Below are 23,683 nucleotides of genomic sequence, written 5' to 3' on the forward strand. Positions count from 1 at the left end.
GCTATTTAAAGAAGCTTTCGGTATCGATCATGGTTTCACCCCAGTTGTCCTGATAGGTGCAGAACATTCGGATGTCGCAGGTGTAGCGCTTGAATTTCCATTCGTCGCCGACCTTGGTGTATTCATCCTCAAATACTGCCTGGACCCAGACCGGCTCATTGCGACCGGTTTGCGAACTGGGCGCTTTAGCGGTTTCCAATAGAAGCCACTTGCCCGTGCCGGAGACCAAGTCATCGTTGACTCTCACCCACGCGGGAACGAAGAGATGGAAGCGGGCATTGACCGGATCTCTCTCAAAGAAGGCGCGCAGTTCCGTCTGGCCCTTTGCGGCGCCGATGCTTCCACTGTATTCCGCCACGCCGTCTTCGGTGAACAGACGCAAGGCCGCCTCCACATCCATCTCCGGATCCCCGGCCATGGGGAAACGGAAACGACGAAGCTCTTTGATGCGCTCGATTTCTTCCAGTTTGCAAAGACGAAGATGAAGGTCGCTGAGGTTCAAAATGATTCTCCTGATGAGTTTTTATAAAAATGAGATCATCCCTGGAGTGAAAACCTTCCCCCTGGATCTTGTCTAGGTAACCTGACGGAGGTGGCAACCGTCGGATGCCGTTAGGGGGCATTTATGACCTAATCGGGCTAGGTCAATCGGCGCGATGGAGAGATTTCAATGGATGAGGAGCGGAACCAAGACGGGAAGTCCTCGCTGGTCGAGCTGGCCTGCCAATCAACCCGCTTTGATGCCTGAGTCTGTAATTGACGTTTGAGATTTGCTTTTCCCACCAAACCCTCCGATCAAGCGATCTTTGATCGCGCCGATCGGAGGGTTCACTCGCTTTTTCTTGCAGCCACCGCGTTCTACCCCCATTCATTTCAAATTTGATTAGCGCGGCCTTCTTTTACCCGTCAGTAATTGCTCGTGATCTGTATCGGGCGCAGAGCCGTTTCAGTGTCAGGTGGATCTTTTCGTTTGGCATGGATATAGGTGTGGCGACAGCGGCGACGCCGGCGACAACCCACGTGGAGTGTGGCCTGGGGAATGGCGACAGAAGTGGCGACAGTCGCCACTTTCTCAGCGCATTGGCTGTGACGCTTGACCGCCTTTTCGAGTGGGTATAAAAATTGGCGCACAGATCGCTGTCATTGACAGCACCTGCCCAGGTAGCCAGAACCTTCAAGGCTACGCCACTCGCGTGGTGGATCTTCCCCAAGTGCGATTAGCGTCCGGCGGCTCGCACGGTCACTCTCCAAGAGTGATGGATGCCTACTCGACCGATCTGTCCATTGCGGCAGACGATGGGCCTACCTCGCTGCGCTGCAGCAACCTCACCTTTTGGCACACTTCGCTGCGCCAGGCCGCGCCCGTCTCTTTCTCCCGGAAAGAGACGGGCGCTCGTACCACTGCTGCAAGCCACGTCCTACAGGGCATTGCCGCAACTCTCCTCGTGACAATCGACCTGACAAATCCGATTCGTCGCCATCCGCAACGACACAGGCACCGGTGCCGCAGCCAATGGAAAGGCTGCATCTGACTGACAGTCAGGCATGCCCCAGGTGTCCATGTCGTTGCCTTCTCCTACTCCGGATCTCCAGGTGCCGAACTCGTCAGTCGGCACAGCCTCTACCCGCCCGCATCTTCGGATGCGACTAAGAAGGCCAGATTCATGGGGTTATGCCCTCGTTCCCGGTTGTAAGGAGCCGTTCGTTCCGCGTCAGTGAGCACCTCACAGGCCGCAGGGGCCTTGATCCCTGATAACACTCAACAACCGTGGCGGGACTACGTGAGGACAACCAGCAATGAACGAGGAGAGGGCCATGCAGCAGTTAGATCCGAAGCTTGAACTACCACGACCGTTGATTGACTCGAATCCCGTGGCCCAGCCTTATCCGGTGCAGGCGCTGGGTGGGATTCTTGGGCTTGCGGTGGAGCGCATGGCCGAGGTCATCGGCGTGCCCCAGGCATTGGCTGCACAATCGGTGTTGGCTGCCTCGGCGCTGGCTACCCAAGGTCATGCCGGCCTACAACTCGACGGGAGAAATTATCCTCTCTCGCTGTACCTGATCACGGTGGCAGCTTCGGGGGATCGTAAAACGGCGGCAGACCGATCTGCATTGCTGCCAGCACGCCAATGGGAGCGTGAGCAGTGGCAGCGCTACCGCGAACAGCTTGCCCGGTACCGCGCCGCACAGCGCCAGATGCAGCGTATCAGCCCTGCCGATCCCGACTCCGCGAACGGTGTACCGCTCGAAGCGGAGCCCTCTGCGCCGAGGCTGATTACCACGGACCCAACTATTGAAGCTCTGATCAAAGGGCTCTGCCATGACCTGCCGAGTATGGGGTTGTTCTGCGATGAAGGGGGACAATTCCTCGGCAGCAGCACCATGAGTCGAGATAACCGTTTGAAAGCGGTTACGACCTTGTCGTCACTCTGGGACGGCAGTCCGATAGATCGCGCGCGGTCTATGGCGGGTGAAAGCTTGCGAGCTTACGATCGACGCTTAAGCCTGCACCTGATGCTGCAACCGTATCTAGCCATGCAGTTACTCAGTGACCCATTGCTGCAGGGGCAAGGCATTCTCGGTCGCTGTCTCATCACCTGGCCCACCAGCCTGGCCGGACAACGCAGTTACCAGTCTGTCGACTTGTCCAAAGACCCCGCCCTAATTCGATATCACCACCGTCTTTCGGCCCTGTTTCACCAGCCTTGGTCACTTTCCGCTGACGGTGCCTTGCGGCTATCACCGCTGACACTGAGTCCGTTAGCCCGCCGTCGCTGGATTGATTTGCATGATGCTATCGAGGCCCAGTTGGGGGAGTTTGGCGAGTTGGCCAGCGTACGGCCCAGCGGATCAAAGGCGGCCGATAACCTGCTGCGCGTCGCCGGCATTCTTGCAGTCTTGGAGGAGAGCAGCGTCGTGGAGGTCGACCATATCCAGCGGGCCTCCGCTTTAGTCGGCTACTACCTCACCGAGATCCAGCGCCTGACTGAGCAGGAGCCAGTGTGTCGAGTAAAAGAAGAGGCAGACCGGCTGCTGCGATGGCTACAGGTCAAAGATTGGAAGCGTTTCAGTATTCGTGAATTGAACCGCAACGGTCCCCGCTTTGCCCGCAAGAGCAGTCGTCATGCCGCCAAGCTGCTGGTTGAGTTGATTGATCATCAGTGGTTGATCACCGATGGCCACACCTTCGAGGTGCGCCATGTTTAATCTTGATGAAGCGCTGCGCAACCATCTGGCTCAGCGTCAAAAGGAGCCTAAAGCGCGATTTGTCGCCGCTACTGTCGCCACTTTGTCGCCACGCTCAAAACCAAGCAGGCCGAGGGCTGTCGCCGCTGTCGCCAGTGTCGCCCCCACCCATAAAGCTATCGCCTCTACGACAGCCATTATTCAGTGGTTGAAAGAGGAGGGTGCGCATCTTTACGTCGCCGACAACACGCTGTGTTTTCGCCCGAGTGATTGGGCTCAGTTCGCGATTGTAAGTGCGCACTGGCAAGCCCTCTTGCATGATCTCACTGCAGTCGATCAGGAGCAGAAAAATGGCTCGGGTCGGTAAGCGAGCGGGGCGCAATTTCGGCTTCGGTCGCCAGCTTAGCTATGCTGGACCGCAAGCACTGAAAGACCTGTTTGGCGACGGCCATTTTGCTTCTGTCAAAGCCCATAGTGATCGCTGGCAGGCGTTCGTGAGTTGGTGTCGATCCGACGAAGGACCGAGGGTCAACGACGCGCGCCAGATAGACCGCGAGATCCTCATGCGGTACGCCGTTCACGTGCGGGAGCAGGTTGATCAGGGCAGCGTCGGCATTGCCACCGCGCAGAACCGACTGTCCAGCGTGAACCGAACGATGGCCGCGCTGCGCGGTGATCAGTACGTCAAAATCCCGAGTCCGAGTAAGGCGCTGGGCTTGCAGCGCTCAAGCGTGCGTAGTGAGGCTCCGCAAGTCCAAGACCGTGCGCAGGTTAAGTTGATCGCACGGGCGCTGTCAGATCGTCAGCAATCGAGGGTGAGTGCCATTGTGCTCCTCGCCCGGGATACAGGCATGCGCCTGCGCGAAGCGATCTTGGCCGATCTGCCCCGACTGCAACGTGAGGTTCGGCAACTGGGCAAGATCAACATCCAGGATGGCACCAAAGGTGGTCGATCAGGGGCCTCGGCACCGCGCTGGATTACGGTAACGGATCAAGTTCGCGATGCCCTGGATTGGGCCAGCGCGACCTCACCCAATGGCAGCCGGAATTTGTTGGCGCCCGACGAAAGCTACAAAGACTTTATGCGGGCAGTTGTGCGACCGGCACGGGACATCTTGCATGAGCATGGATTGAAAGGCTTTCATGAGCTGCGGGCGGCTTACGCCTGTGAGCGCTATGAGCAACTGACCGGCTTCCCCGCACCCGTCAATGGCGGTCATGGTCATCGAGAGGATCGAGAGCTCGATCAACGTGCACGCGAGCAGATCAGTCATGAGTTGGGACATAACCGCATCGATGTGGTGAGTGCCTACATCGGAGGCCGGCGATGACGGCCGAGTTCGACATGGCGTTGTTTCTGAACCCTGTGCTCAAAGGTGCGCATGCCACGCGGCAGCGGCACATCAGGCAGGCAGAAAGGATGCGCGAGGCGATTCGGGAGCGCTGGGGATGTGCGACGCCCTGGTCTTGGAGAGATAAGCACTTGAAATGGTTTCTGGAGCACTACCTGCGATGCTCAGCGCCGTCTACCGTTTACTATTACGAGTTAACAGCAGCGTTAATTCGTAGGCGGCGTGAAAGTGTTAAAGCTGACAGTCAGCTCCATTTGGATAAGTGCTTACCAAGCTGTGTCATCCCGCAGCCTAAATGGTCGACTTCAAGCTAGGCCTATCAAGACGCTCTTTACTGGGCAAGAAGCTAAGAGGCCGAAGTTTTATACGGCTCTGATATTTCCTGCTTCAAGCCCGTCAAGATGATCGGCGTACCACTGCATCATTGTCGTACGTTGCTCCAGATACTGAGCCTTGTTATAGATCCCGCGGACACCTGACGCCTTGTGACTGAGCTGGGCTTCAATGTGGTCCGCTGGAAAACCGTGCTCGTTGAGTACCGTGCTGGCAATGTGACGGAAGCCATGTCCGGTCTGTCGTCCTTCGTAACCAAGGCGCCTTAGCGCCATCAGAAAAACGGTATCGCTGCGAGGCTTGGTTCGATCGCTTCGACCAGGGAACAACAATGGGTACGCTCCCGTGATTTTTCGTAGTTCAGTAAGAGCGCTTAGCGCCTGCTTGCAGAGTGGTACAAGGTGTTCACGCCCTTTTTTACGGCCTTTGCGTTCAACGGGGACGGTCCAAAGCCTTTTGTCAAAGTCGAACTCAGCCCAGTATGCCTCTCGAAGCTCGCTGGGGCGGACAGCCATGAGAGTAAGCAGTTGGAGGCCTAGCTGGACATCCCTGGCGTGTGGGTATGATCGTATTGCTCTGAGCAGTGCGGGAAGCTCTTCCAGGGAGACATGGGCGTAGTTCTCGGCCTTTCCCGATGAGAGAAATTTATGAACCCCCTCTAAGGGGTTGTTCATCGCCCTGCCGGTTACGCGAGCCAGGTCGTAAATGTCTTTGCAGTACGCCCTCACGCGACTCATCTGCTCGAGGATTCCCTGACGTTCGAGCCCTCTCAAAAGCTCCATCCACTCCATCGACATGATGGAGACATAAGGACGTTTTCCGACAAGAGGGAACACGTGACGCTCCAAGGCTCCAAGGACTCTTTTTGCTGTGCCGACATCCCAGCCAGCCAAGCGAGACGTATGCCATTCACGAGCCAACGCTTCAAAGGTTTCGTTTGTTGCTGCTACCTCCGCAGCTTTTCTAGCTTTCTTGGCGGCTATCGGATTTTTGCCTTCTGCTGCATCCGATCTCAATTCGGCAGCTTTTTGCCGAGCAAAGGCGCCGCTGACTTCTGGGTACCCGCCAAGCCCGAGCCACGACCATTTGCCGTCGGGCTTTTTATAGCGCAACTCCCATGATTTCTGCCCGTTAGGCTTTACTCTGAAATACAGCCCCGAGCTGTCTAGCTCGCGGTAGGCCCCCGCTTCGGGAGCGAGATTGACTAGTGCGGTATCGGAGAGAGGACGGCGTTTAATATCGCTGCGTTTCATCCGTGTATGCCTCCAGTTCAATTTTCATTGAAGCATACATGGGGGCATACAGGATGTGAAGGACGTGGGTGGATCAGTTTGGATCTCCAGACACAAGAAAGCCCGCACGAGGCGGGCTTCTTGAGGTGATTCATAGACTGCTGTAGACATCTATGGATCGGTACTTGGTGGCTACACAGGGACTTGAACCCCGGACCCCAGCATTATGAATGCTATGCTCTAACCAACTGAGCTATGTAGCCAAGTGGCGCGCATTATTCGCGTAGAACGGGAATGCGTCAAGCATTTATTTTGAGTTTTTATCTACGCTTTCAATTGTTTATCGGAAACGCGCGACTTGGGCGACGAGTGGTTGCTGATTCGCGTCTGCTGTGAAGTGACCCCCATGACGTCAAGCAATTCCTCGACTGCCCGGCAAACCAGCTCGTTGACCGTGCTGGCAGTTGGGCTGATGTTCGGTCTTGGCGGGATCAGTGCGGCGCTGTCAGGACTATTGCTGATCTTTCTGGCACGCACGAAAAAGGTCTGATTCGGTTGGGCAGATATCCCTGTCGCCCAACGCTTGGCCAGTCAGCCGGATTTACGATTGAAACGGGTTCTGGGTGGTGCGCTTGAGCTGTTCGCGCGCTCGCGACAGTCGTGAGCGAACGGTGCCGATAGGGATGTCCAATACGTCGGCTGTGTCCTGGTAGCTGCCGTCGGTTTCCAGCGAGGCGTACATCGTCCTGCGCATTTCCGCCGGCAGGTGGTCAATGGCGCTCAGGGTGTTCTCCAGGCGGCGGTTGATCTCAAATTCCCAATCCAGGTTGTTGTTTTCTTCCTGTCCATGCCACAACGACTCATCAAATTCGCAATGCACGGGTTTGGCATACATGCGCCTGAAGTGGTTGCGAATCAGGTTCTGTGCGATGCCGCACATCCAGGTGCTGAGCGAGGCGTTGCCGCAGAAACGCTCGCGGTTGCGCCAGGCTTCCAGGTACGTCAGTTGCAGAAGATCATCCGCATCTTCCGGGTTGAGTACGCGTTTGTGAATGAAGCGCCTGAGCTTTTTCTGCTGGTCGTCTGTCAGGTGATGCATGAATTGAGGCGAGCTGCCAACGAGGTGAGCTAAAGCTTCAATGGGGAGATTCATGTTTTTTTTCCTTAGGGTAGACGCAGTCGAGCGGGTGTCGACAGGTCCCTTTAGCACTCCCTGTGCCAATCGGAAAAAAATCGTAACTTTATGATTTATATATATAAATATTCTGAATCAATGGTTTTTTTTGCAATGATTTGCACGGAGCGCTGAAGGCTTTTGCAAGTTTTATCAAATTCGTATTGAGAGAGGATTTCGATGGAACTGCATGGGGAGACATTGCCACACAGGGAAACACTCTTCCTGTACTGGCGTGTCCATGAAAGTCGAATCCAACAACGATGTGCAAACAATCCGCCCCCTGGATCAGGCGGCTATCAGCCATGCCTCAGTGCCCGCACCCGCGAAGGGCATCGATGAGCTTGCACATCTGTTCGGCCAGGAGGTGGAGCTCAACAGCCGAGCGTTGAGCGAGCGGAAGATGACGGTGCGCGTGCCCCCAGCCGCGCAGCTTGCGCAACTTTATGACCAGTTGGGCCATCCGGCCAAGAAGAAGCTGCCTTTCCTTTTAGCACTCTTCAGACAGCAATTGCAGGGCAAACCTACTCTCGAAAAATTGCTGAAGCTTGCGGACGGGGACCCGGCGCGCGCGTTCGTGGTGCTCAAGCATATGGTGACCGAGGCAGGCAGCGAGGTCCGCCAGTCCGAGGCTACGTTGGCGCGCGATGCCATTGCCAAGCTTGAAGCCCGTTTCAAAGGGGAGATCCAGGCAGGCCTGAACATCGCCTTGGCATTGCAGTCTGCCGGGCTCGACCCTCAGGAGCGCCAGGCACTGCGTGTGCTCTACTACAGTAGTGTGGTCACGCGCCAGTCCCTGTCGACGATGATGCAGGCTTTGCTGGGTGTATACGGTGGTGAGCAGTTCCACGTCGGGCTCAAGGTGATGTGTGAGGCTTTGGCGGATGACATTGCGGCCAAGGTGTCGTCAATGCCCACGCCCCTGTTGCGCACTTTGCTGCTGGGCCTGCGGGACTGCGGGCAGTTGAGCTCCGTGTTGGCCGGGTGCAATGCGTTGATCGGGCGCTTGGGCATCGAACATGACGCGGTGGGCTTGTTGCAGCGTCTGCTGGCGTACGCCGGCAGCGGCATTGAGGCTGCTGAGGTCCTGCGACTGGCGAATGATCTGGGAGGGAGCTCATCCCTCCGGCAAGTGGTAGCCCTCCAGACGCTATACCCGTTGCTCCAGCAGTTGCCCTTGGCCTTGTGGTCTGACAGTCATGTACGACGGGATACCTTGGCTCGGCTTGTGGTGGTGGTGGATGAACTGGACCGGCATTTGCGCGGGCCTACACGATTTGCCGCTGAGCCGAGGACCATGACGTGACCGCTCTGTCGGCCATCAACCGTGTATTGCTCAAAGTGGCACAGCGCGCCGAAGTGTTGGGCGCGGTGGTGGTCATGGCCATCGTATTCATCTTTATTGTGCCGCTGCCCACCTGGCTGGTGGACATTTTGATCGCCCTGAATATCTGCATTTCGTGCCTGTTGATCGTGCTTGCGCTTTACCTGCCGGGCCCCCTGGCGTTTTCGTCGTTTCCGTCGATCCTGTTGTTGACCACCATGTTTCGACTGGCCCTGTCGATTGCAACCACGCGTCTGATCCTGCTGGAGCAGGATGCCGGCGACATCGTCGAGGCCTTTGGTAATTTCGTGGTGGGGGGCAACCTGGCAGTGGGGATGGTGATTTTCCTGATCCTGACCCTGGTCAACTTCCTGGTGATCACCAAGGGCTCGGAACGGGTTGCCGAGGTCGCGGCGCGGTTCAGCCTGGACGCGATGCCGGGCAAGCAGATGTCCATCGACAGTGACTTGCGTGCTGGCCTGATTGACGGCACACAAGCGCGGGACAAGCGCGAGCAATTGTCCCGTGAGAGCCAATTGTTCGGCGCGATGGACGGGGCCATGAAGTTCGTCAAGGGCGACGCTATCGCGGGGTTGATCATCGTCGTGGTCAACCTGTTGGGCGGCTTCTCTACGGGCATGTTCCAGCACGGCTTGAGCGCTGCTGATTCAATGGCGTTGTATTCGGTGCTGACGATCGGCGATGGCCTGATTGCACAAATTCCGGCGCTGCTGATCTCCCTGACCGCCGGCATGATCATCACCCGCGTGGCGCCGGAGGGGCGCAAAGGTATCAGTAACATGGGCGCCGAAATTGCCCGGCAAATGACCAGCGAGCCCAAGAGCTGGATAATCGCTTCGGTGGGCATGCTCGCGTTTGCGATAGTGCCCGGTATGCCGACCGGGGTATTTATCCTTATTTCGCTGATAACCGGCACCCTGGGGTATTACCTGATGCGCCAGCGTCAGCGACAAGCAGAGCCTGCGGCCGCAGCCGCCGAAGCCGTGCGTCCCGAAGAGAACGGAAAAGAGGACTTGCGCGGGTTCGATCCGTCGCGCCCTTACCTGTTGCTGTTCCCCCCGGTTTTGCGTGGGACGCCTGAGGTGGCGGAGCTTATTCATGGGATTCGCCAGTCCCGAAATGCACTGGTTGCCAATATTGGCCTGACCCTGCCGCCATTCGAAGTCGAACTCGATGACTCGCTGGCCGCCGACGAAATGCGTTTCTGTGTGCATGAAGTGCCGATGGTCAAGGCTTCGGTTGTCAACTATCTGGCCGTCGAGCGTAACGCCTTGACGGTCGAGCCTGAGCATGGAATACCCGGGCTGGCTGAGCGTGATGAACAGGACTGGGTCTGGCTGGCACCGGATGATCCACTGCTCGATGACCCGCAATTGGAACGCTTTACTGCGACCACTCTGATCATCGAACGCATGAAGCAGGCCATGATGCTCAGTGGACCGCAGTTCCTGGGGATCCAGGAGAGCAAGTCGATCCTCAGCTGGCTGGAGCACAACCAGCCGGAGTTGGTGCAGGAACTGCAGCGAATCATGCCGCTATCGCGGTTTTCATCAGTGCTGCAACGTCTGGCCAGCGAAGGTGTACCGCTGCGGGCCGTACGGTTGATTGTCGAATCGCTGATCGAGTATGGCCAGCATGAGCGTGAGCCGGAAGCATTGGCCGACTACGCGCGTATTGCGCTCAAGGCGCAGATTTTCCACCAGTACAGCGAGGCCGACGGCCTGCATGCCTGGCTGCTTTCACCGCACTCTGAAAACATCCTGCGCGAGGCATTGCGCCAGACCCAGACCGGGGTGTTTTTCGCGCTGGACGACGACCATAGCGCTGTGTTGATCACCCTGCTCAGCCAGGCCTTTACCTTAAGGGCCAAGAGCAAGAGTGTGCTGTTGGTGGCGCAGGACCTGCGTAGTCCCCTGCGTACCTTGCTGCTGGAAGAGTTCAACCATGTCCCGGTGCTCTCATTCGCCGAGTTGGGGAGCACCTCCAAGGTCAAAGTGCTGGGGCGCATTGACCTTGGCCAGGACGAGCTGATGCGTGGTGCGGTGGCATGAGTATTTGGCCATGGCCAGCGTGGAGGTCTCGCTGATGTTTGAGTTAAGGGTGCTTGACGGGCTGCGTCAGGGCGCTGCGTTGCCGTTGTTTGGGGAGCAGTGGAGCATTGGCGCTCACGCGGACGCTGACCTGATGCTGAACGACCCGGGCGTCGTCGAGCAGCATGCGCGCCTGCGGTTTATCGACGCCAACTGGTTGGTGCAGGCCGAAGCCGGGCTGTTGCGAGACCCCGAAGGCCAGGTACTGGCGCAGATCGCCAAACTGGAACTGAACGTGCCGTTTTCAGTGGGAGGGGTGCGCCTGTGCGTCACCTTGGCCGAGCAGCCCTGGCCCCAACCCACAGCCCCTGCGACGGTAGCGCCGCTACCGGCCAATGAGCCTGCGCAAGGGATGAAGTTATCGTCAATCTCGCACTCGCAGCAAAAGCGCCTGATCAGCCTGGTGTTGGTGGTGACGGTAATTATCGTGGCAGTGGGCATGGTCTCCACAGGGGAGCGTGAGGCACAGGCTTCGCTGATGCAGCCCGTGGTTCAGAAGCAGGAATTGGCCTCGTCTTTTGAAGTACGCCAGCAGCTGTTGAAGATGCTCAGCGAGCGTGAGTTGAGTCAGCGGGTCATCTTGCAAGTGATCAATGGCCAGGTGGCGCTCAGCGGAGATGTTTCTCAGGACGACGTGGAGCTGGTAGCGCGCATGCTCAGCCGTTTTGGTGAGCAATTCGACAGCTCGGTGCCGGTGATCAGCCGTGTGCGTGTGCGTGATAGCACGCTGCCATTTAGGATTGTGCAGATCGTCGGCGGGCCGAACGGTCACGTGGTCCTGGAGGAGGGCGGCCGACTGTTTGTGGGCGACGAAGTGGAAGGGTTGCGATTGGTGCTGATCGACAACAGCAAGGTGGTCTTCGACGGCGCGCAGCGTTACGAGGTGCGCTGGTGAGTGCAGATCTGCAAGCGCGTCTTGAAGCCTGGCAGCAGCGCCAGTCCCAGTCATTGAGCAGCTTTGCGCCGGTGACGATGCGTGGCCGAATCCAGCGCGTCAACGGCATGCTGCTGCAGTGCCGGCTACCCCAGGCGCGTATCGGTGACTTGTGCCAGGTGGAAAAAAGTCCGGGCGACTATATGCTCGCCGAGATCATCGGCTTCGATCAGCAGGATGCGGTGCTCAGTGCCTTGGGTAATTTGGAAGGCGTGCGGGTAGGGGCTGGAGTGGAGCGCCTTGGGGTATCCCATCGAGTCCAGGTCAGCGAGGCCCTGTTGGGCCAGGTGCTGGATGGTTTCGGACGGCCGATTACGGGGCAGGGCGTGAGTGCGTTTGTCGAGGCTGACTTACCGGATACCAGTGCGGTGTTGTGTGAAGCGCCGTTGCCCACCGAGCGGCCGAGGATTAACCGTGCACTGGCCACCGGAGTGCGCTCGATCGATGGCCTGATGACGATTGGCGAGGGCCAGCGTGTAGGCCTGTTCGCCGGGGCCGGTTGTGGCAAGACCACCTTGCTGGCCGAGATCGCGCGTAACGTCGAGTGCGATGTCATCGTATTCGGGCTGATCGGCGAGCGGGGGCGGGAGCTGCGTGAATTTCTTGACCATGAGCTCGATGACCAGTTGCGCGCCAAGGCGGTACTGGTGTGCGCCACCTCCGATCGTTCCAGCATGGAGCGCGCGCGGGCCGCGTTCACGGCCACGGCATTGGCCGAAGGGTTTCGGCGCAAGGGGCAACGGGTATTGCTGCTGATTGACTCCTTGACCCGTTTCGCCCGGGCCCAGCGTGAAATCGGCCTGGCTGCCGGCGAACCCCTGGGGCGCGGAGGTTTGCCTCCCTCGGTATACAGCCTGCTGCCACGGCTGGTGGAGCGTGCCGGGTTGACGCGTGACGGTGTGATCACCGCGATCTATACGGTGCTGATTGAGCAGGACTCCATGAACGATCCGGTGGCCGATGAAGTTCGCTCGCTGCTCGATGGGCATATCGTGTTGTCCCGCAAGCTTGCCGAGCGTGGGCACTACCCGGCGGTGGATGTGTTGGCAAGCCTTTCACGGATCTTGAGCAACGTCGCAGAGCCGGAGGACATCCAGGCGGGTACGGCATTGCGACGGTTGTTGTCGGCGTACCAACAGATCGAGCTGATGCTCAAGCTGGGGGAGTATCAACCTGGCAGCGATGCCCTGACCGATTTGGCGGTGGACAGCCGCCAGGCGGTCGACGGGTTCCTGCGCCAGGACTTGCGCGAGCCTACGCCGATGTTGACGACGCTGGAGCTGCTTAAGGATCTGACCGCCCATGTCCCATTCTGATGTGCTTCTCGGCGAAGTCGAGACGCTGCGGCGCCTGCGCAGGCATAGGGCTGACCGCGCCGAGCGCGCCCTGCGTGAGGCCAAGCGTGCCCAGCAGGCCCTGCTCGCACATATCCAGCAGGCTAAGAATGCGCTTGAGCAGACTCGGCAGGAGGAGGCTCGGCAAAGTGCTGAATTGCTCAGTCAGCATCAGGGTCAGGTGCTGAGCCTGAAGGCCTTGAAATCGTGGGGCGCACAGGAGCGAACATTATCTGCCGGTACCCGGCGGGACCAAGGCCAACTGGCGCAATTACAAGGCCAGCAGGACGAAAAGGAAAGCCGCGTCGGGAGTGCTCAGAGGCACGTCACCGAGTGTCTGCGGCAGGTGGAGAAACTTCAGGAGTTATCCCTACTTCTGGCTCAGGAGCCGACATGACCCAGGTTTCAAATAAACCCCTTGAGCGGCCACGTCCGCGTGAGGTGCGCGAGGAGCGGGAGCCGGGCGCTACGGGCGTAGTGCCTTGGGAACAAGTGCGACTGTTCGCTCAACTGTTTGCCGATAGCGATGAAGGCACTGGATCGGGAGCTTCCTTAGCGGGAATCAAGGCGTCGGCCGGTGCCTCCATGGTCGAGGCCCTCACCGAACAATTGGCCCCTCGTGTACAGGCCGGTTCCCAATGGCCGCTGCAGGCGGTGTTGTACTTGCCTCGGCTGGGGCGGATCAACGCCAGCGTTCGCCGTGAGCAGAGTGCCTGGAGCATCGAGCTGGAAGCGGAACATGACGCCACGGCACGTTGGCTCAGCGGCGTGCGGCAACAGTGTGAGGACCGGTTCTCGGCAGTGCTGGGGTTGCCGGTCAACCTGCTTGTGCCTAGTACCGGCTGCGCATGAGAGTGCCGCACTTGAGCTTTCCCTTGATCAAGAGCAACACGGTTGCCGCACGCCGTCGACTGGGGCGCGGCTTGTGCCTGGCGTTTCAGGTCGCCGGCGAGGACGGCGAGCTGCGACTGGAACCTGGACGGGCCCCAGCAGGGGCCGAGGCGTTCTGCTTCGAAACCGTGTGTGGTGTCCTGGCGCTCGCGGAAGCGGGGCCGTTGCTCAGCCTGCTGGGCGAATGCCCGGTGACATTGGCCCCGTCCGGCAACGATCCGGAGTCCTGGTTCTGGGCTTTGTTCCAGCATCACCTGAGCCCGCAGGTGAGTGCGTTATTGGGGTATATGCGATTGCTGGAGACCGATCGGCCCAAGGGGTTTGGTTGTCGGCTCAGCGTAACCTTGGGGGCGTCGCGGGTCGTGGGCTATCTGTGGCTGGCCCCTGAAACTTTCCTGGCGTTGTGCGACGCCGGGCCGTGGCGCACCGCTGCCGGGCCGATGCCGACGCGGTTCCAATTGGCTATTGCCGTGACCCTTGGGCGTTTGCAGTTACCGATTGCACAGGCTCGTAGCCTGCGTACCGGTGATGTGCTGGTGCTTGAGCAGACCTTTTTTCAAGCCCAGGGCAGCGGCTACATACAGGTTGGAAAGCAGCGGCTACATGGCTGCATTGACGATGCCACTGGTCTTTTGTGCCTGACCCTTACTTCTATCGAGGACACGTCCATGGACGAAGAGTTTGCAGCGCCCCATTATTCGGAATATGAGGCGGGGGAGCCCGTGCAGGATGTGTTTGGCCATGAGCCGTTCGATGAGTTGAGCATGGCGCTGAATGTACGCTGCGGAACGCTGAACCTCACGCTGGGTGAGCTGCGTAATCTCGCACCCGGCTCGGTGCTGGGTATTGCCGGCTATGCCCCTGGTATGGCAGGCCTGTACTACGGTGATCGGCCTATTGGCCAGGGGCAGTTGGTGGAAGTCGACGGGCGCCTTGGCTTGCAGTTATCTCGTGTGCTGTTCGGCCGATGATACTCCAGGGGCTCGACCCCCTCGTTCTCGCGCTTTTTCTTGGGGCATTGACGTTGATGCCCCTGCTGTTGGTCATCTGCACATCGTTTTTGAAAATCGTGATTGTGCTGATGATTACCCGAAATGCCATCGGCGTGCAGCAAGTGCCACCCAGCATGGCAATCAATGGCATAGCGTTGGCAGCGACGTTGTTCATCATGGCGCCGGTGGGTTACGAGATCGCCGAGAGCGTCAAGGCTTCGCCCTTGGACATGAGCAATGTGCAAACGGTACTGCAGACGGGTGGAGAAGCCATCAAGCCGTTGCGTGCCTTCATGCTGCGCAACGTGGACCCGGATGTGCTGACGCATCTGTTGGAAAATACCGCGCGGCTGTGGCCCGCACAGATGGCGCAGGAGGTGCAGCGCGAGGACCTGATCCTGCTGATTCCGGCCTTTGTGCTATCGCAGTTGCAGGCAGGGTTCGAGATCGGCTTCCTGATCTACATTCCCTTCATCGTGATCGACCTGATTGTCTCCAACCTGCTGCTGGCGCTGGGCATGCAAATGGTCTCGCCGATGACCATTTCCCTGCCGCTCAAACTGCTGTTGTTCGTGCTGGTGTCCGGCTGGTCGCGGCTGCTCGACAGCTTGTTCCTCTCCTATCTCTGAGTGGCTTATGGAACCGATCGTGCTGTTCAAACAGGGCATGCTGTTGGTGGTGGTGTTGTCGGCGCCACCGTTGATCGTAGCCGTCGTGGTGGGTGTGCTGACGTCCCTGGTGCAGGCACTGATGCAGATACAGGACCAGACGCTGCCCTTTGGCATCAAGCTGGTGGCGGTGGGTATTACGCTGATCATGACCGGGCGCTGGATTGGCGTGGAGTTGATCCAACTGATCAACCTCACCTTCGAGATGATCGGCCGCTCGGCCCTGAACTGAGGCCTCGCCTGTGTTGCTCTATCTCGAATTCCTGCCCAGCCTGGTGATCGGCATGGCGCGTATCTACCCCTGTGCCATCCTGGTGGCGGCGTTTTGTTTTCAGCACATACGCGGCATGCCTCGGCACACCATTGTGATGGTCATGGCATTGCTGCCCGCGCCTGGTATCCATGCGGCGCTGGAGGGCCAGGATTACTCGGCGCTCATGCTCGGTGGGTTGGTGCTCAAGGAGGTGGCGCTGGGGTTGTTGCTGGGAGTGTTGCTGGCGATGCCGTTCTGGATGTTCGAAGCAGTGGGGGCATTGCTGGATAACCAACGCGGTGCGCTTGCCGGTGGTCAGCTCAACCCTTCGCTTGGGCCGGATGCCACGCCCATCGGGCACTTGTTCAAGCAGCTGGCGATTTTTCTGCTGATGGTCAGCCTGGGGTTGGGCGCGGTGACGCAGGTGATCTGGGACAGTTACCTGATCTGGCCCCCCACCGTGTGGTTTCCGCTGCCTGCGCCTAATGGCATGAGTGTATTTGTCGGCCTGCTGGGCGATACCTTCACGCACATGATGCTGTACGCCGCGCCCTTCATTGCGGTGCTGTTGTTGCTGGAGTTCGGTATTGCGTTGCTGGGGGTCTACAGCCAGCAATTACAGGTGAGTACGCTGGCGCCGCCGGTCAAGAGCCTGGCAGGTATTGGTATTGTGCTGTTGTACTTTGCGCTGCTGCAGGACCTGATTGTCGGGCGCATGCTCCAGTTGGGTGACCTGAAACACTCGCTGGGGCTTCTCTTCAAGGCCTCAGTACCATGAGTGACTCGGGGGAAAAAAAGCACCCGGCTTCAGCCAAGAAACTGCGCGACCAGCGCAAGAAAGGCCAGGTCGCCCAGAGCCAGGATGTTCCCAAATTAGTGGTGCTCACCGCCATCAGTGAGATCGCCTTGTTAACCGCCGAGACCAGTCTTCAGCGCTTCCAGCAATTGATGGTGTTGCCGATGTCGCGCTTGAACCAGCCGTTTGTACGCGCGTTGGAGGAGGTGCTGGTTGAAGGGCTGGTCATGTTTGCTTCGTTTGCCCTGTTGATGGTCGCAGTGGCGATCACGGCGAAGCTGATCAGCAGTTGGATGCAATTCGGGTTGCTGTTCGCCCCGGAAGCGCTGAAGCTCGATTTCAATCGCCTCAACCCTGTCAGCCAGATCAAGCAAATGTTCTCTGCCCAGTCGGTGATGAATCTGATGATGAGCATCGCCAAGGCGTTCCTTATCGGCCTGATTGTGTACCTGGTGGTCTGGCCTTCGCTGGGGGTGTTGATCAATTTGGCAAACAGCGATCTGCAAAGTTACCTGCTGGCGCTGATTGCCCTGTTCCGCCATCTGCTGCACGCCTGCCTTGGGTTGCTGCTGGTGCTGGCCCTGATTGACCTGGCCTTGCAGAAACACTTCTTCGCCAAACGCATGCGCATGACCCAGGTCGAGGTCGTCAAGGAGTACAAGGACATGGAAGGCGACCCCCATGTGAAAGGCCAGCGCCGCTCGTTGGCGTACCAGCTGGCCCAGGAGGAGCCGAAGGTCAAGCTGCCCAAGCTGGAGGAGGCCGATATGCTGGTGGTCAACCCGACGCACTTTGCGGTCGCCTTGTACTACCGGCCCGGTAAGACGCCGCTGCCGTTACTGATCGGCAAAGGCACCGACGCCGAGGCCCGCACGTTGATCGTACGAGCCAAGGCCGCCGAGGTGCCGGTAATCCAGTGTGTGTGGCTGGCCCGCACGCTCTATACGAAACAGCTCGGCGCGAGCATTCCTCGCGAAACCTTGCAGGCCGTTGCGCTGATCTACCGCACCTTGCGCGAGCTGGATGACGAAGCCAAGCGCGAAACCCTGGAATTGCCGGAGCTTGAGCGGCGTTGATCAGCGACTGGAAGGCGCGTCCAGGGCGCCGAGGTTGGCCAGCGATAACATCCGGCTGAAAATCTTGTCCAGCGTGTTACGCGCTGCAGGCAGCGCGTGCCAGATCACCAGGGCGTACTGAGCATCGAGGTAGATGAAAAAGCCATCGTATAACGACGCGTACTCAAAGCGTCGCTCCAGTATCCATTGCAGTTGCCCGGTTTGTTGCGCTTCACGGGCGATATGCAAGGCCACCCCCGGCTGACTGCCGCCTTGCAGCGCGCACAGCTTGATGCCGGGAGCGAGCGGCTGGTGAGCGGCAGCGCCGCTCACCAGACTGTCCAGAAACACCTGGCGTTGTGCGTCGGGCATTTCCTTCAAGCTCATCGTTCCAGTGATACCGTTTGGTAGTCTTTTCGCTCCCCGGCGGGGCCAGGCTCGACACGCATCTGCGGTGGCCACCAGATCACCATTTTGTCCTTGGTCGCTTGCGGGCGAGAGCACGAGTCACCCTTGCAGGTGGGGGTGCAGCCGGCGACGAGCAGTACAGTGCCGATCAGGGTGACGCAAAATAAGCGGTGTTTCATGGGGTAGCCTTTTGAGCAGGAGTGATCAAGGAGGGGCGGGGCACACTGAGGTGTTCATCCTTCACCACAGGGCGCATGGCGATAAATACCTCGGCTTCTTCACCCGGCTTGAGCCAGGCGCGCGGCCATACGCTGACGGCCAGGGTCTGGGAGTTACTGCACTCCTTTTCGTCGATACGCACATTGCGTTTGAACTGGTTGCGCAACACCACCACCGCTACGTTGTACTCAGGGCCTGCATACCACTGGCTGCGTTCGGTGTTCAGCGCCAGCAAGTCGCGGGTGTTGCACAGGGTATTCAGCCCCAGCGGCATCGGTGCCGCCTTGAACGCCTTGGGCACTTCACCGCTGACCAAATGCGCCAGGGTGCTGATGATATCGCTGCGCTTGATCACCGGTTGGTGAGGGCTATAGCGCCGCGCCAACGGTGCGAGGGCTGCCTGCAATTCGACTTGGTCGTCCTGGGGCAGGTAGCGCGACGGATCGGCCTGGTCACCGATGACGCGCGGGGTGAGAATGAACAGGCGTTCACGCCGATTGTTCTGCCGTTCGGTCGAGGAAAATAGCGCCTTGCCCAGCAGGGGGATATCACCCAGCAGAGGCACTTTGTTGTGCTTGTCAGTGTTTTCGGTCACGTGGAAACCGCCGACCACCAATGAACGTTTTTCCGCCATCACAGCCTGGGTGCTGACTTTGCCTCGGCGTACGTCAAGGTTGCCGGGGAGGGGGTTGGTCTCGTCGAAATTGCCGTCTTCAATATCCACCACCAAGTGGATCTGATGGCCCCCACGGCTGGTGATGACGCGTGGCACTACCTGGAAGCTGGTGCCCACGGTGACCGGCAAAATGGTTGCGTTCTCCCTACCGGGCGTCAGGTACTGCGTGCGGTTGAAGTCGATCACCGCCGGTTGGTTTTCCAGCGTGAGCACCGAAGGGTTGGAGACCATGGTTGCCAGTCCCTTGGCTTCCAATGCGCGTATATCGGCATAGAAGCGATCGCGATTTTCGATCGACAGCTGCGACGAGGTGCCCGGTGACACGTTGGCACCGCCGCGGAAACGACTGTTCTGGAAACCCCAGTTCACCCCGAACTCACGCAACTGCGTGCGTTCGATATCGAGAATGATCGCGTCGATTTCCACCAGCTTGCGCGCCACATCGAGTTGGGTGATCAGCTCGCGGTACATGGCCTGGCGTTCCGGCAAGTCATAAATCAGCACCGCGTTGTTGCGCACATCGGCTTCGACGCGAATCCGACTATTGGAGACCGGGGCGCGTGGGGTGAGCGCGGGGCCGATGTCCAGTGATGCCGGGTTGGCGTTAGCACCGAGCATCTGCCCCAGCAACGGGTTGCCCAGCCGGGGAATGGTGGGTGTGAGCGGCGCGGGTTGAGAGGTGGGACGTTGACTCAGCCCCGCAAGCGTTGAGGAGGAGCGCGGCTCCAACAAGCCGCGCAAAATGCTGGCCACCCCTGGGATGGTGAGCTTCTCGCCGCGATAATCCACCAGGCGGTCGGCTGCATTTGCGAACTTCAGCGGATAACTCAGCACACTCTGTTTTTCATCCGGTGAACGGCGTTGACTGCTGAACTGCTTGATCTGCTCGATGTAGCGTCGAGGACCGGAGACGAGCACTACGCCATCTTCGGGTAACTCACCCCAGCCGAAACGACTGTCGAGCAGGCCAATATCGGTGAGGGCCTGTTTGAGGTCGGCGATGGTTTCGGAAGAGACTTCCAGGCGTGCGGATTCCTGCTGGTCGAGGGTGCTGATATAGAGGGTGTTGTTGTACAGGTACCACTGGAAACGGTGCTCTACACCGAGACGGTCGAGCAGCGACTGCGGGGTATTGGCGCGGATCTTGCCATTGACGTTGCCTTCCAGCAGGCCCTCGACTTGAAGCTGTGTGCCGAAGGTCTGGGCGAAGTCTTCGAGTACTTCCCGTAGGGGTTTGTGCTCGGCTTCATAGGCGTAGGCGGTGTTTTTCCATTCGGGGGGGATGGCCGCCAATGTGTGTTCCACTGGAATCAGTAGCCAGGGCAACAGGAGTATGGTGCGCCAATGGGCTCTTTTGGGCGACTTGCCAGGCGAATCAAAGCGCAAGCAACTGCGCTTGTGGATCTTGTTATACATAGACAATTCTCTGGTTAGTACGAGAGTGAACGGAGTGAGGTGGGTTTGAGGTTTTGGGCTGGGCGAGCGAGGCGTGCGAACGTGGCTCGCCATATGTCGCGCTGGTTGAGCAGGGTTTCAAAGCAACAGAGCACTTGTGCTTCTTCCCGCTCCTCGCGCAGGGTTTGAATCAGCCAAAGCTCTTCACTGTCAGCTTTTCGGACCAATACGCCTTGAAAGCGGCTTAGGCTGACCGCGCCCAAGCGCATCCAACTTTGCAAGCTCGCGTTATCTGAAGACGCGGATGTCAGTTGAGCTTCCAATAAAATGAAGGGGCCCTGTCGTTTTAAAATAATTTCGTCGTTATTTTCAGATAAGTTGAGTTGCTCCTCTTGGCTACGTAACCATTCAAGAATCAGGTCGTTCATGTTATTGAAAACTTTCAATGGTCGTTTTTAGAGAAAGCAGCTCAACTCGATGATTCTCAGTGAACATCCCGTGGGTCGCTAAAGACTGCATTGATAACCTATGGAATAGTTCACCGTCCAATTCTTCGCTCACGCTGGCTTGAAGCCGTTTGTACGAAGAGTCAGCCATTTTTGTTGCTTGGTGCGCGAGTGTCTTGGTAGCGGACATAGCGGTTCCTTTAAACTCTGTTATTGGTATTTTTTTACTGATTTGGTTTGTTGTAGAGCGCAGTTTTCAGCATGAACTGAGCATTATTAGATGTTGCTCCGATATTCTTTATAAGGTGTGAAAAAAAGCGGTGAGCATGGTCTCCCAGCTGATACAAAAGTCTCCCTCCTCTGTTTTCAGGATCAGTGTTTGAGGAGGGGTCGCCTCATCCGCGTTAAGTTTCCAAATAGTAGGTTTTTGATGAGCAAACCATCGTTTTATCTCATCAAAATCATGCGGATGGCAGAATAGGTCCGCGCAGACTTCGTGGACTTGATTAGCCATCAATTGCCTCAGGAGTGCCGCCAGCCTGATGGGACGGGGTGTTTCATCAAGCAGGCATCGAATAGCCTCACGGGTGATGAAACTCGCATGTTGCTCGAGCTTGTCGCACATGGCTTGACGATCGTGCTCCCAACGTTTGAGCTGAGCATCAGCGCGTCGCCAGATTTCCAGAGATGCTTCCTCCTTCAACGTCTCACATCTTTTTTGCGCCAAACTCAGCAACTTATCGGCTTGATCGTTGGCGTGCCTCAAGAGCTGTTCTGCCTGTATCCAATTTGCAAGTTCTTCCCGTGGGATGAGACTGCGAGGCAATTCGTGCCTGTCCTTGGGCACATCAATGGTATGTCGGTATAACATCACTGATCTCCTTACCCATGTGAGCCAGGGGGTATAGAGTCGCTTGGCAAGGAGGTTACACGCCAGACGACCGCCTGCCAGAGGGTGCTTAATCGGTTGCTTGTGTTCTCTAGGCAGATAGATTTTTTTTCAACCTCATACGTTCTCTGACGGGGAAAGCGCAATCTAAGGCGCTGCCAGATAGGAGGGTCGAGCCAGCTAAGTAGCAGTTGTAATGGATCTGCTTCGGGGGAAAGCATTGCAGGAGGAAGTGCCTTAGATAGGCGTCTGCACCAGTGGTGATGACTTTCACTCAACGTTGGAGCCGCATGAGGATTAACGGTGTCGTGAGCCAGTGTCAGCGCCAGGTCGAGTTGTTCACTTGACGCAAGGGCCAAGCGCAGCACGGTGGGGTTTGTCGCAGGGGGTAAACAGGCTTTCACACCCATGAATACGCCCCATACCGGCTGTTTGCCCTGATAAAGTGTATCAAACGTAGCGTGCTGACCCTCCTTCCAGTCTTCATGGGCGTTTTGCCAAGGGCATGCCCACCACTGAACCCATGCCAGGTGCTCACTCAGTGGGTATTCGATCTTAGGCATCATTCGCAGGTCCGGCAGAATCGTTCATTACTGACGACGCGTGCAGAAATCGCTGACGCCGACGGTGCATAAATAGCGTGGCAACAACAGTTACCACCACGCCAAGCAGAGCGGTGATTAATGTGCTACGCCAAAAACCTAGATCCTCGCCGGGCACCAGGAAGGGGCCAAAATACACTAGGCGTTGCTGCTCCTGATAAGCAGTCGCTGGAACGAATATCACGCTGAGTTTTTGAGGGTTGTCGATTGCCGTGGCCATGCCTGGGATGCTGCCTGCCACCATCCTGCGAACACGTGCGCGGATGTTGTCGGGATCCAGGCGTGGGTCGTGTTTTATAAACACAGAAGCAGATGCGGGCTGGACCGGTTCACCGGGTGCGATGCGTTCAGGCAGTACCACGTGGACTCGGGCAACGATGACTCCGTCAATGTTGGACAGCGTGGCCTCAAGTCCTTGGGACAAGGCATAGATGTAGCGCGCTCGCTCTTCGAGCGGCGTGGAGATAACGCCTTCCTTGCGAAATGTTTCGCCCAGTGTCGTCCTGGCCGCTCGTGGCAGACCCGCGGCTTCCAAGGTACGTACGGCGCGCCCGATGTCGTTTGCGTTGACCGTCACAATGACACCATCTTTGCTAGGGACTTTTTTCGCGCGAATGTGTTTATCTGCAAGTTCTGCTATGACCTCATTGGCCTCTTGCTCAGAGAGCTTGCTATGGAGCTCGACCCGCTCACCGCAACCGTTCAGCATAAGTATAGTTGCCAAGAGTAATACGAAAGGCAATAAGTTATTCATGTTGATTATTGCAAGTTAGAAACTTTGTCAATGCTTTGTGTCGTCTTGGCAAGGCATTTTACTAGCAGTTGGGAGGTTATTTGTATATTCGCCAGCACTCCAGGGAATTCCCGGAATTTAGTCATGTCCAGCTGCTTGTTAGTTGATTTAAGCAGTTTTGCCATTCGCATTTTAGAGGTATATAACGGATTGATAGCCTCAGCAATCCCGGGGGCTAGAGAAGGCCTGGTATTAGATGCGTTTATCTTTGTATGCTCTTCGAGCAATGATGTGAAGAAACAAGAGTCGCTATGGCAGGTTGACTGATCTCGTTTGGTATTAGTAGTGCCGAGATCTAGATTTTTCTCTAAGTCAACAAGTTCTCTTATTTGCATAACATACCTATTATATAAAGCGCCGCAGAAAAATTTACAAAAAATAGTGAGCGCTCACTACGGTTTGGGGTCGAGGCGGGGCCTCTCGGGCTGATATGCCCGAGAGGTAGAAACTATTAAGTTTTGGCAACTTGAAGGAGGTCGTTAAATTTTTTCTTATCAATTTGCTTCAAGGCAGTTTCAATTTTATTCTCTCTGTCAAGGCCGTCAAGAGCGTCTGCGGTGGAGTTAGATCCCGATCCCGAGCTCGGTAAGGCGCCGTAGTTTTGCTGTTGAGGATATAGA

Annotated in this window: 25 protein-coding genes, 1 tRNA gene and 1 pseudogene; 16 read left to right on the forward strand and 11 right to left on the reverse strand. The window is 57.6% G+C overall.

Annotated elements, in window-relative coordinates:
- Position 1: 1 nt before the first annotated feature.
- The gene (locus HCF10_RS00180; protein ID WP_158682864.1) at positions 2-502 is read right to left on the reverse strand and encodes a nuclear transport factor 2 family protein; all 501 of its coding nucleotides are present in this window, start codon (positions 500-502) and stop codon (positions 2-4) included.
- Between the two features lie 1,313 nt (positions 503-1,815).
- Between HCF10_RS00180 and HCF10_RS00185 the strand changes: the two genes are divergently transcribed.
- The 4 genes and pseudogenes from HCF10_RS00185 to HCF10_RS31135 form a co-directional block, all read left to right on the forward strand.
- A complete protein-coding gene (locus tag HCF10_RS00185) occupies positions 1,816-3,207 on the forward strand; it encodes a YfjI family protein (protein ID WP_167654693.1) in 1,392 nt (463 codons plus the stop codon).
- The gene (locus HCF10_RS00190) at positions 3,200-3,553 is read left to right on the forward strand and encodes a hypothetical protein (protein ID WP_092488537.1); all 354 of its coding nucleotides are present in this window, start codon (positions 3,200-3,202) and stop codon (positions 3,551-3,553) included. The genes HCF10_RS00185 and HCF10_RS00190 overlap by 8 nt, the downstream gene beginning before the upstream one ends.
- Positions 3,537-4,517 carry an integrase domain-containing protein gene (locus tag HCF10_RS00195; RefSeq protein WP_104911600.1) on the forward strand — a complete coding sequence of 327 codons (981 nt, stop codon included), beginning with the start codon at positions 3,537-3,539 and terminating at the stop codon, positions 4,515-4,517. The genes HCF10_RS00190 and HCF10_RS00195 overlap by 17 nt, the downstream gene beginning before the upstream one ends.
- Positions 4,514-4,762, forward strand: a pseudogene (locus HCF10_RS31135) (hypothetical protein); the annotation flags it as partial. The gene HCF10_RS00195 and the pseudogene HCF10_RS31135, both read left to right, overlap by 4 nt.
- Before the next feature lie 138 nt (positions 4,763-4,900).
- Here the strand turns inward: HCF10_RS31135 and HCF10_RS00200 are convergent.
- Positions 4,901-6,124 (reverse strand): tyrosine-type recombinase/integrase, encoded by a 1,224-nt coding sequence (locus HCF10_RS00200; RefSeq protein ID WP_104911601.1) that lies wholly within the window; start codon positions 6,122-6,124, stop codon positions 4,901-4,903.
- 165 nt (positions 6,125-6,289) lie between these two features.
- Positions 6,290-6,366: transfer RNA gene (locus HCF10_RS00205), tRNA-Met, on the reverse strand.
- A gap of 143 nt (positions 6,367-6,509) precedes the next feature.
- Between HCF10_RS00205 and HCF10_RS00210 the strand changes: the two genes are divergently transcribed.
- Positions 6,510-6,653: a hypothetical protein gene (locus HCF10_RS00210; protein WP_167654694.1), complete on the forward strand. Its 144-nt coding sequence runs from the start codon at positions 6,510-6,512 to the stop codon at positions 6,651-6,653.
- A gap of 51 nt (positions 6,654-6,704) precedes the next feature.
- On the opposite strand, the gene HCF10_RS00215 is transcribed toward HCF10_RS00210, so the two are convergent.
- Entirely contained in the window at positions 6,705-7,256 is a 552-nt protein-coding gene (locus HCF10_RS00215; protein WP_131700422.1) for an RNA polymerase sigma factor, read from the reverse strand.
- A 262-nt stretch (positions 7,257-7,518) separates the two neighbouring features.
- Between HCF10_RS00215 and sctW the strand changes: the two genes are divergently transcribed.
- Genes sctW through sctU form a run of 11 tightly spaced genes read left to right on the forward strand, consistent with a single transcriptional unit; the run spans position 7,519 to position 17,656 of the window.
- Positions 7,519-8,583, forward strand: a complete 1,065-nt coding sequence (gene sctW / locus HCF10_RS00220; protein ID WP_167654695.1) for a type III secretion system gatekeeper subunit SctW — start codon at positions 7,519-7,521, stop codon at positions 8,581-8,583.
- Positions 8,580-10,673: a type III secretion system export apparatus subunit SctV gene (gene sctV / locus HCF10_RS00225; protein WP_131700420.1), complete on the forward strand. Its 2,094-nt coding sequence runs from the start codon at positions 8,580-8,582 to the stop codon at positions 10,671-10,673. The genes sctW and sctV overlap by 4 nt, the downstream gene beginning before the upstream one ends.
- Before the next feature lie 34 nt (positions 10,674-10,707).
- The gene (locus HCF10_RS00230; protein ID WP_131700461.1) at positions 10,708-11,607 is read left to right on the forward strand and encodes an FHA domain-containing protein; all 900 of its coding nucleotides are present in this window, start codon (positions 10,708-10,710) and stop codon (positions 11,605-11,607) included.
- Complete coding sequence (locus tag HCF10_RS00235; protein WP_131700419.1) at positions 11,604-12,962, forward strand: FliI/YscN family ATPase; 1,359 nt, start codon at positions 11,604-11,606, stop codon at positions 12,960-12,962. The genes HCF10_RS00230 and HCF10_RS00235 overlap by 4 nt, the downstream gene beginning before the upstream one ends.
- A complete protein-coding gene (sctO, locus tag HCF10_RS00240; protein WP_131700418.1) occupies positions 12,949-13,377 on the forward strand; it encodes a type III secretion system stalk subunit SctO in 429 nt (142 codons plus the stop codon). The genes HCF10_RS00235 and sctO overlap by 14 nt, the downstream gene beginning before the upstream one ends.
- On the forward strand, positions 13,374-13,832 hold the full coding sequence (locus tag HCF10_RS00245; protein ID WP_167654696.1) for a type III secretion system HrpP C-terminal domain-containing protein: 459 nt from the start codon (positions 13,374-13,376) through the stop codon (positions 13,830-13,832). The genes sctO and HCF10_RS00245 overlap by 4 nt, the downstream gene beginning before the upstream one ends.
- Positions 13,829-14,842, forward strand: a complete 1,014-nt coding sequence (locus HCF10_RS00250; RefSeq protein WP_167654697.1) for a FliM/FliN family flagellar motor switch protein — start codon at positions 13,829-13,831, stop codon at positions 14,840-14,842. Before HCF10_RS00245 ends, HCF10_RS00250 begins: the two co-directional genes overlap by 4 nt.
- Positions 14,839-15,492, forward strand: a complete 654-nt coding sequence (gene sctR, locus HCF10_RS00255) for a type III secretion system export apparatus subunit SctR (RefSeq protein ID WP_115486563.1) — start codon at positions 14,839-14,841, stop codon at positions 15,490-15,492. The genes HCF10_RS00250 and sctR overlap by 4 nt, the downstream gene beginning before the upstream one ends.
- 7 nt (positions 15,493-15,499) lie before the next feature.
- Positions 15,500-15,763: a type III secretion system export apparatus subunit SctS gene (gene sctS / locus HCF10_RS00260; protein ID WP_065938437.1), complete on the forward strand. Its 264-nt coding sequence runs from the start codon at positions 15,500-15,502 to the stop codon at positions 15,761-15,763.
- Between the two features lie 10 nt (positions 15,764-15,773).
- Positions 15,774-16,562, forward strand: coding sequence for a type III secretion system export apparatus subunit SctT (gene sctT / locus HCF10_RS00265; RefSeq protein WP_131700415.1), 789 nt, complete (start codon positions 15,774-15,776; stop codon positions 16,560-16,562).
- Positions 16,559-17,656: a type III secretion system export apparatus subunit SctU gene (gene sctU / locus HCF10_RS00270; RefSeq protein ID WP_131700414.1), complete on the forward strand. Its 1,098-nt coding sequence runs from the start codon at positions 16,559-16,561 to the stop codon at positions 17,654-17,656. Before sctT ends, sctU begins: the two co-directional genes overlap by 4 nt.
- Here sctU and HCF10_RS00275 read toward each other — a convergent pair whose 3' ends face one another.
- The 7 genes from HCF10_RS00275 to sctJ all read right to left on the reverse strand — a co-directional run bounded on the left by HCF10_RS00275 (position 17,657) and on the right by sctJ (position 23,024).
- Positions 17,657-18,007 carry a transcriptional regulator gene (locus tag HCF10_RS00275; protein WP_167654698.1) on the reverse strand — a complete coding sequence of 117 codons (351 nt, stop codon included), beginning with the start codon at positions 18,005-18,007 and terminating at the stop codon, positions 17,657-17,659.
- 11 nt (positions 18,008-18,018) lie between these two features.
- Entirely contained in the window at positions 18,019-18,222 is a 204-nt protein-coding gene (gene hrpT, locus HCF10_RS31140) for an HrpT family type III secretion system protein (RefSeq protein ID WP_131700412.1), read from the reverse strand.
- On the reverse strand, positions 18,219-20,354 hold the full coding sequence (gene sctC / locus HCF10_RS00285; protein ID WP_131700411.1) for a type III secretion system outer membrane ring subunit SctC: 2,136 nt from the start codon (positions 20,352-20,354) through the stop codon (positions 18,219-18,221). The genes hrpT and sctC overlap by 4 nt, the downstream gene beginning before the upstream one ends.
- 14 nt (positions 20,355-20,368) lie before the next feature.
- A complete protein-coding gene (locus HCF10_RS00290; RefSeq protein ID WP_122309099.1) occupies positions 20,369-20,761 on the reverse strand; it encodes a type III secretion protein in 393 nt (130 codons plus the stop codon).
- A 1-nt stretch (position 20,762) separates the two neighbouring features.
- Positions 20,763-20,969 carry a hypothetical protein gene (locus tag HCF10_RS00295; protein ID WP_145335452.1) on the reverse strand — a complete coding sequence of 69 codons (207 nt, stop codon included), beginning with the start codon at positions 20,967-20,969 and terminating at the stop codon, positions 20,763-20,765.
- Between the two features lie 108 nt (positions 20,970-21,077).
- Entirely contained in the window at positions 21,078-21,650 is a 573-nt protein-coding gene (sctL, locus tag HCF10_RS00300) for a type III secretion system stator protein SctL (protein ID WP_145335450.1), read from the reverse strand.
- Positions 21,651-22,223: 573 nt separating this feature from the next.
- Positions 22,224-23,024: a type III secretion system inner membrane ring lipoprotein SctJ gene (gene sctJ / locus HCF10_RS00305; protein ID WP_122309105.1), complete on the reverse strand. Its 801-nt coding sequence runs from the start codon at positions 23,022-23,024 to the stop codon at positions 22,224-22,226.
- Positions 23,025-23,683 lie beyond the last annotated feature (659 nt).

It is taken from the genome of Pseudomonas sp. B14(2022), assembly GCF_012030485.1.
Classification (GTDB): Bacteria; Pseudomonadota; Gammaproteobacteria; order Pseudomonadales; family Pseudomonadaceae; genus Aquipseudomonas.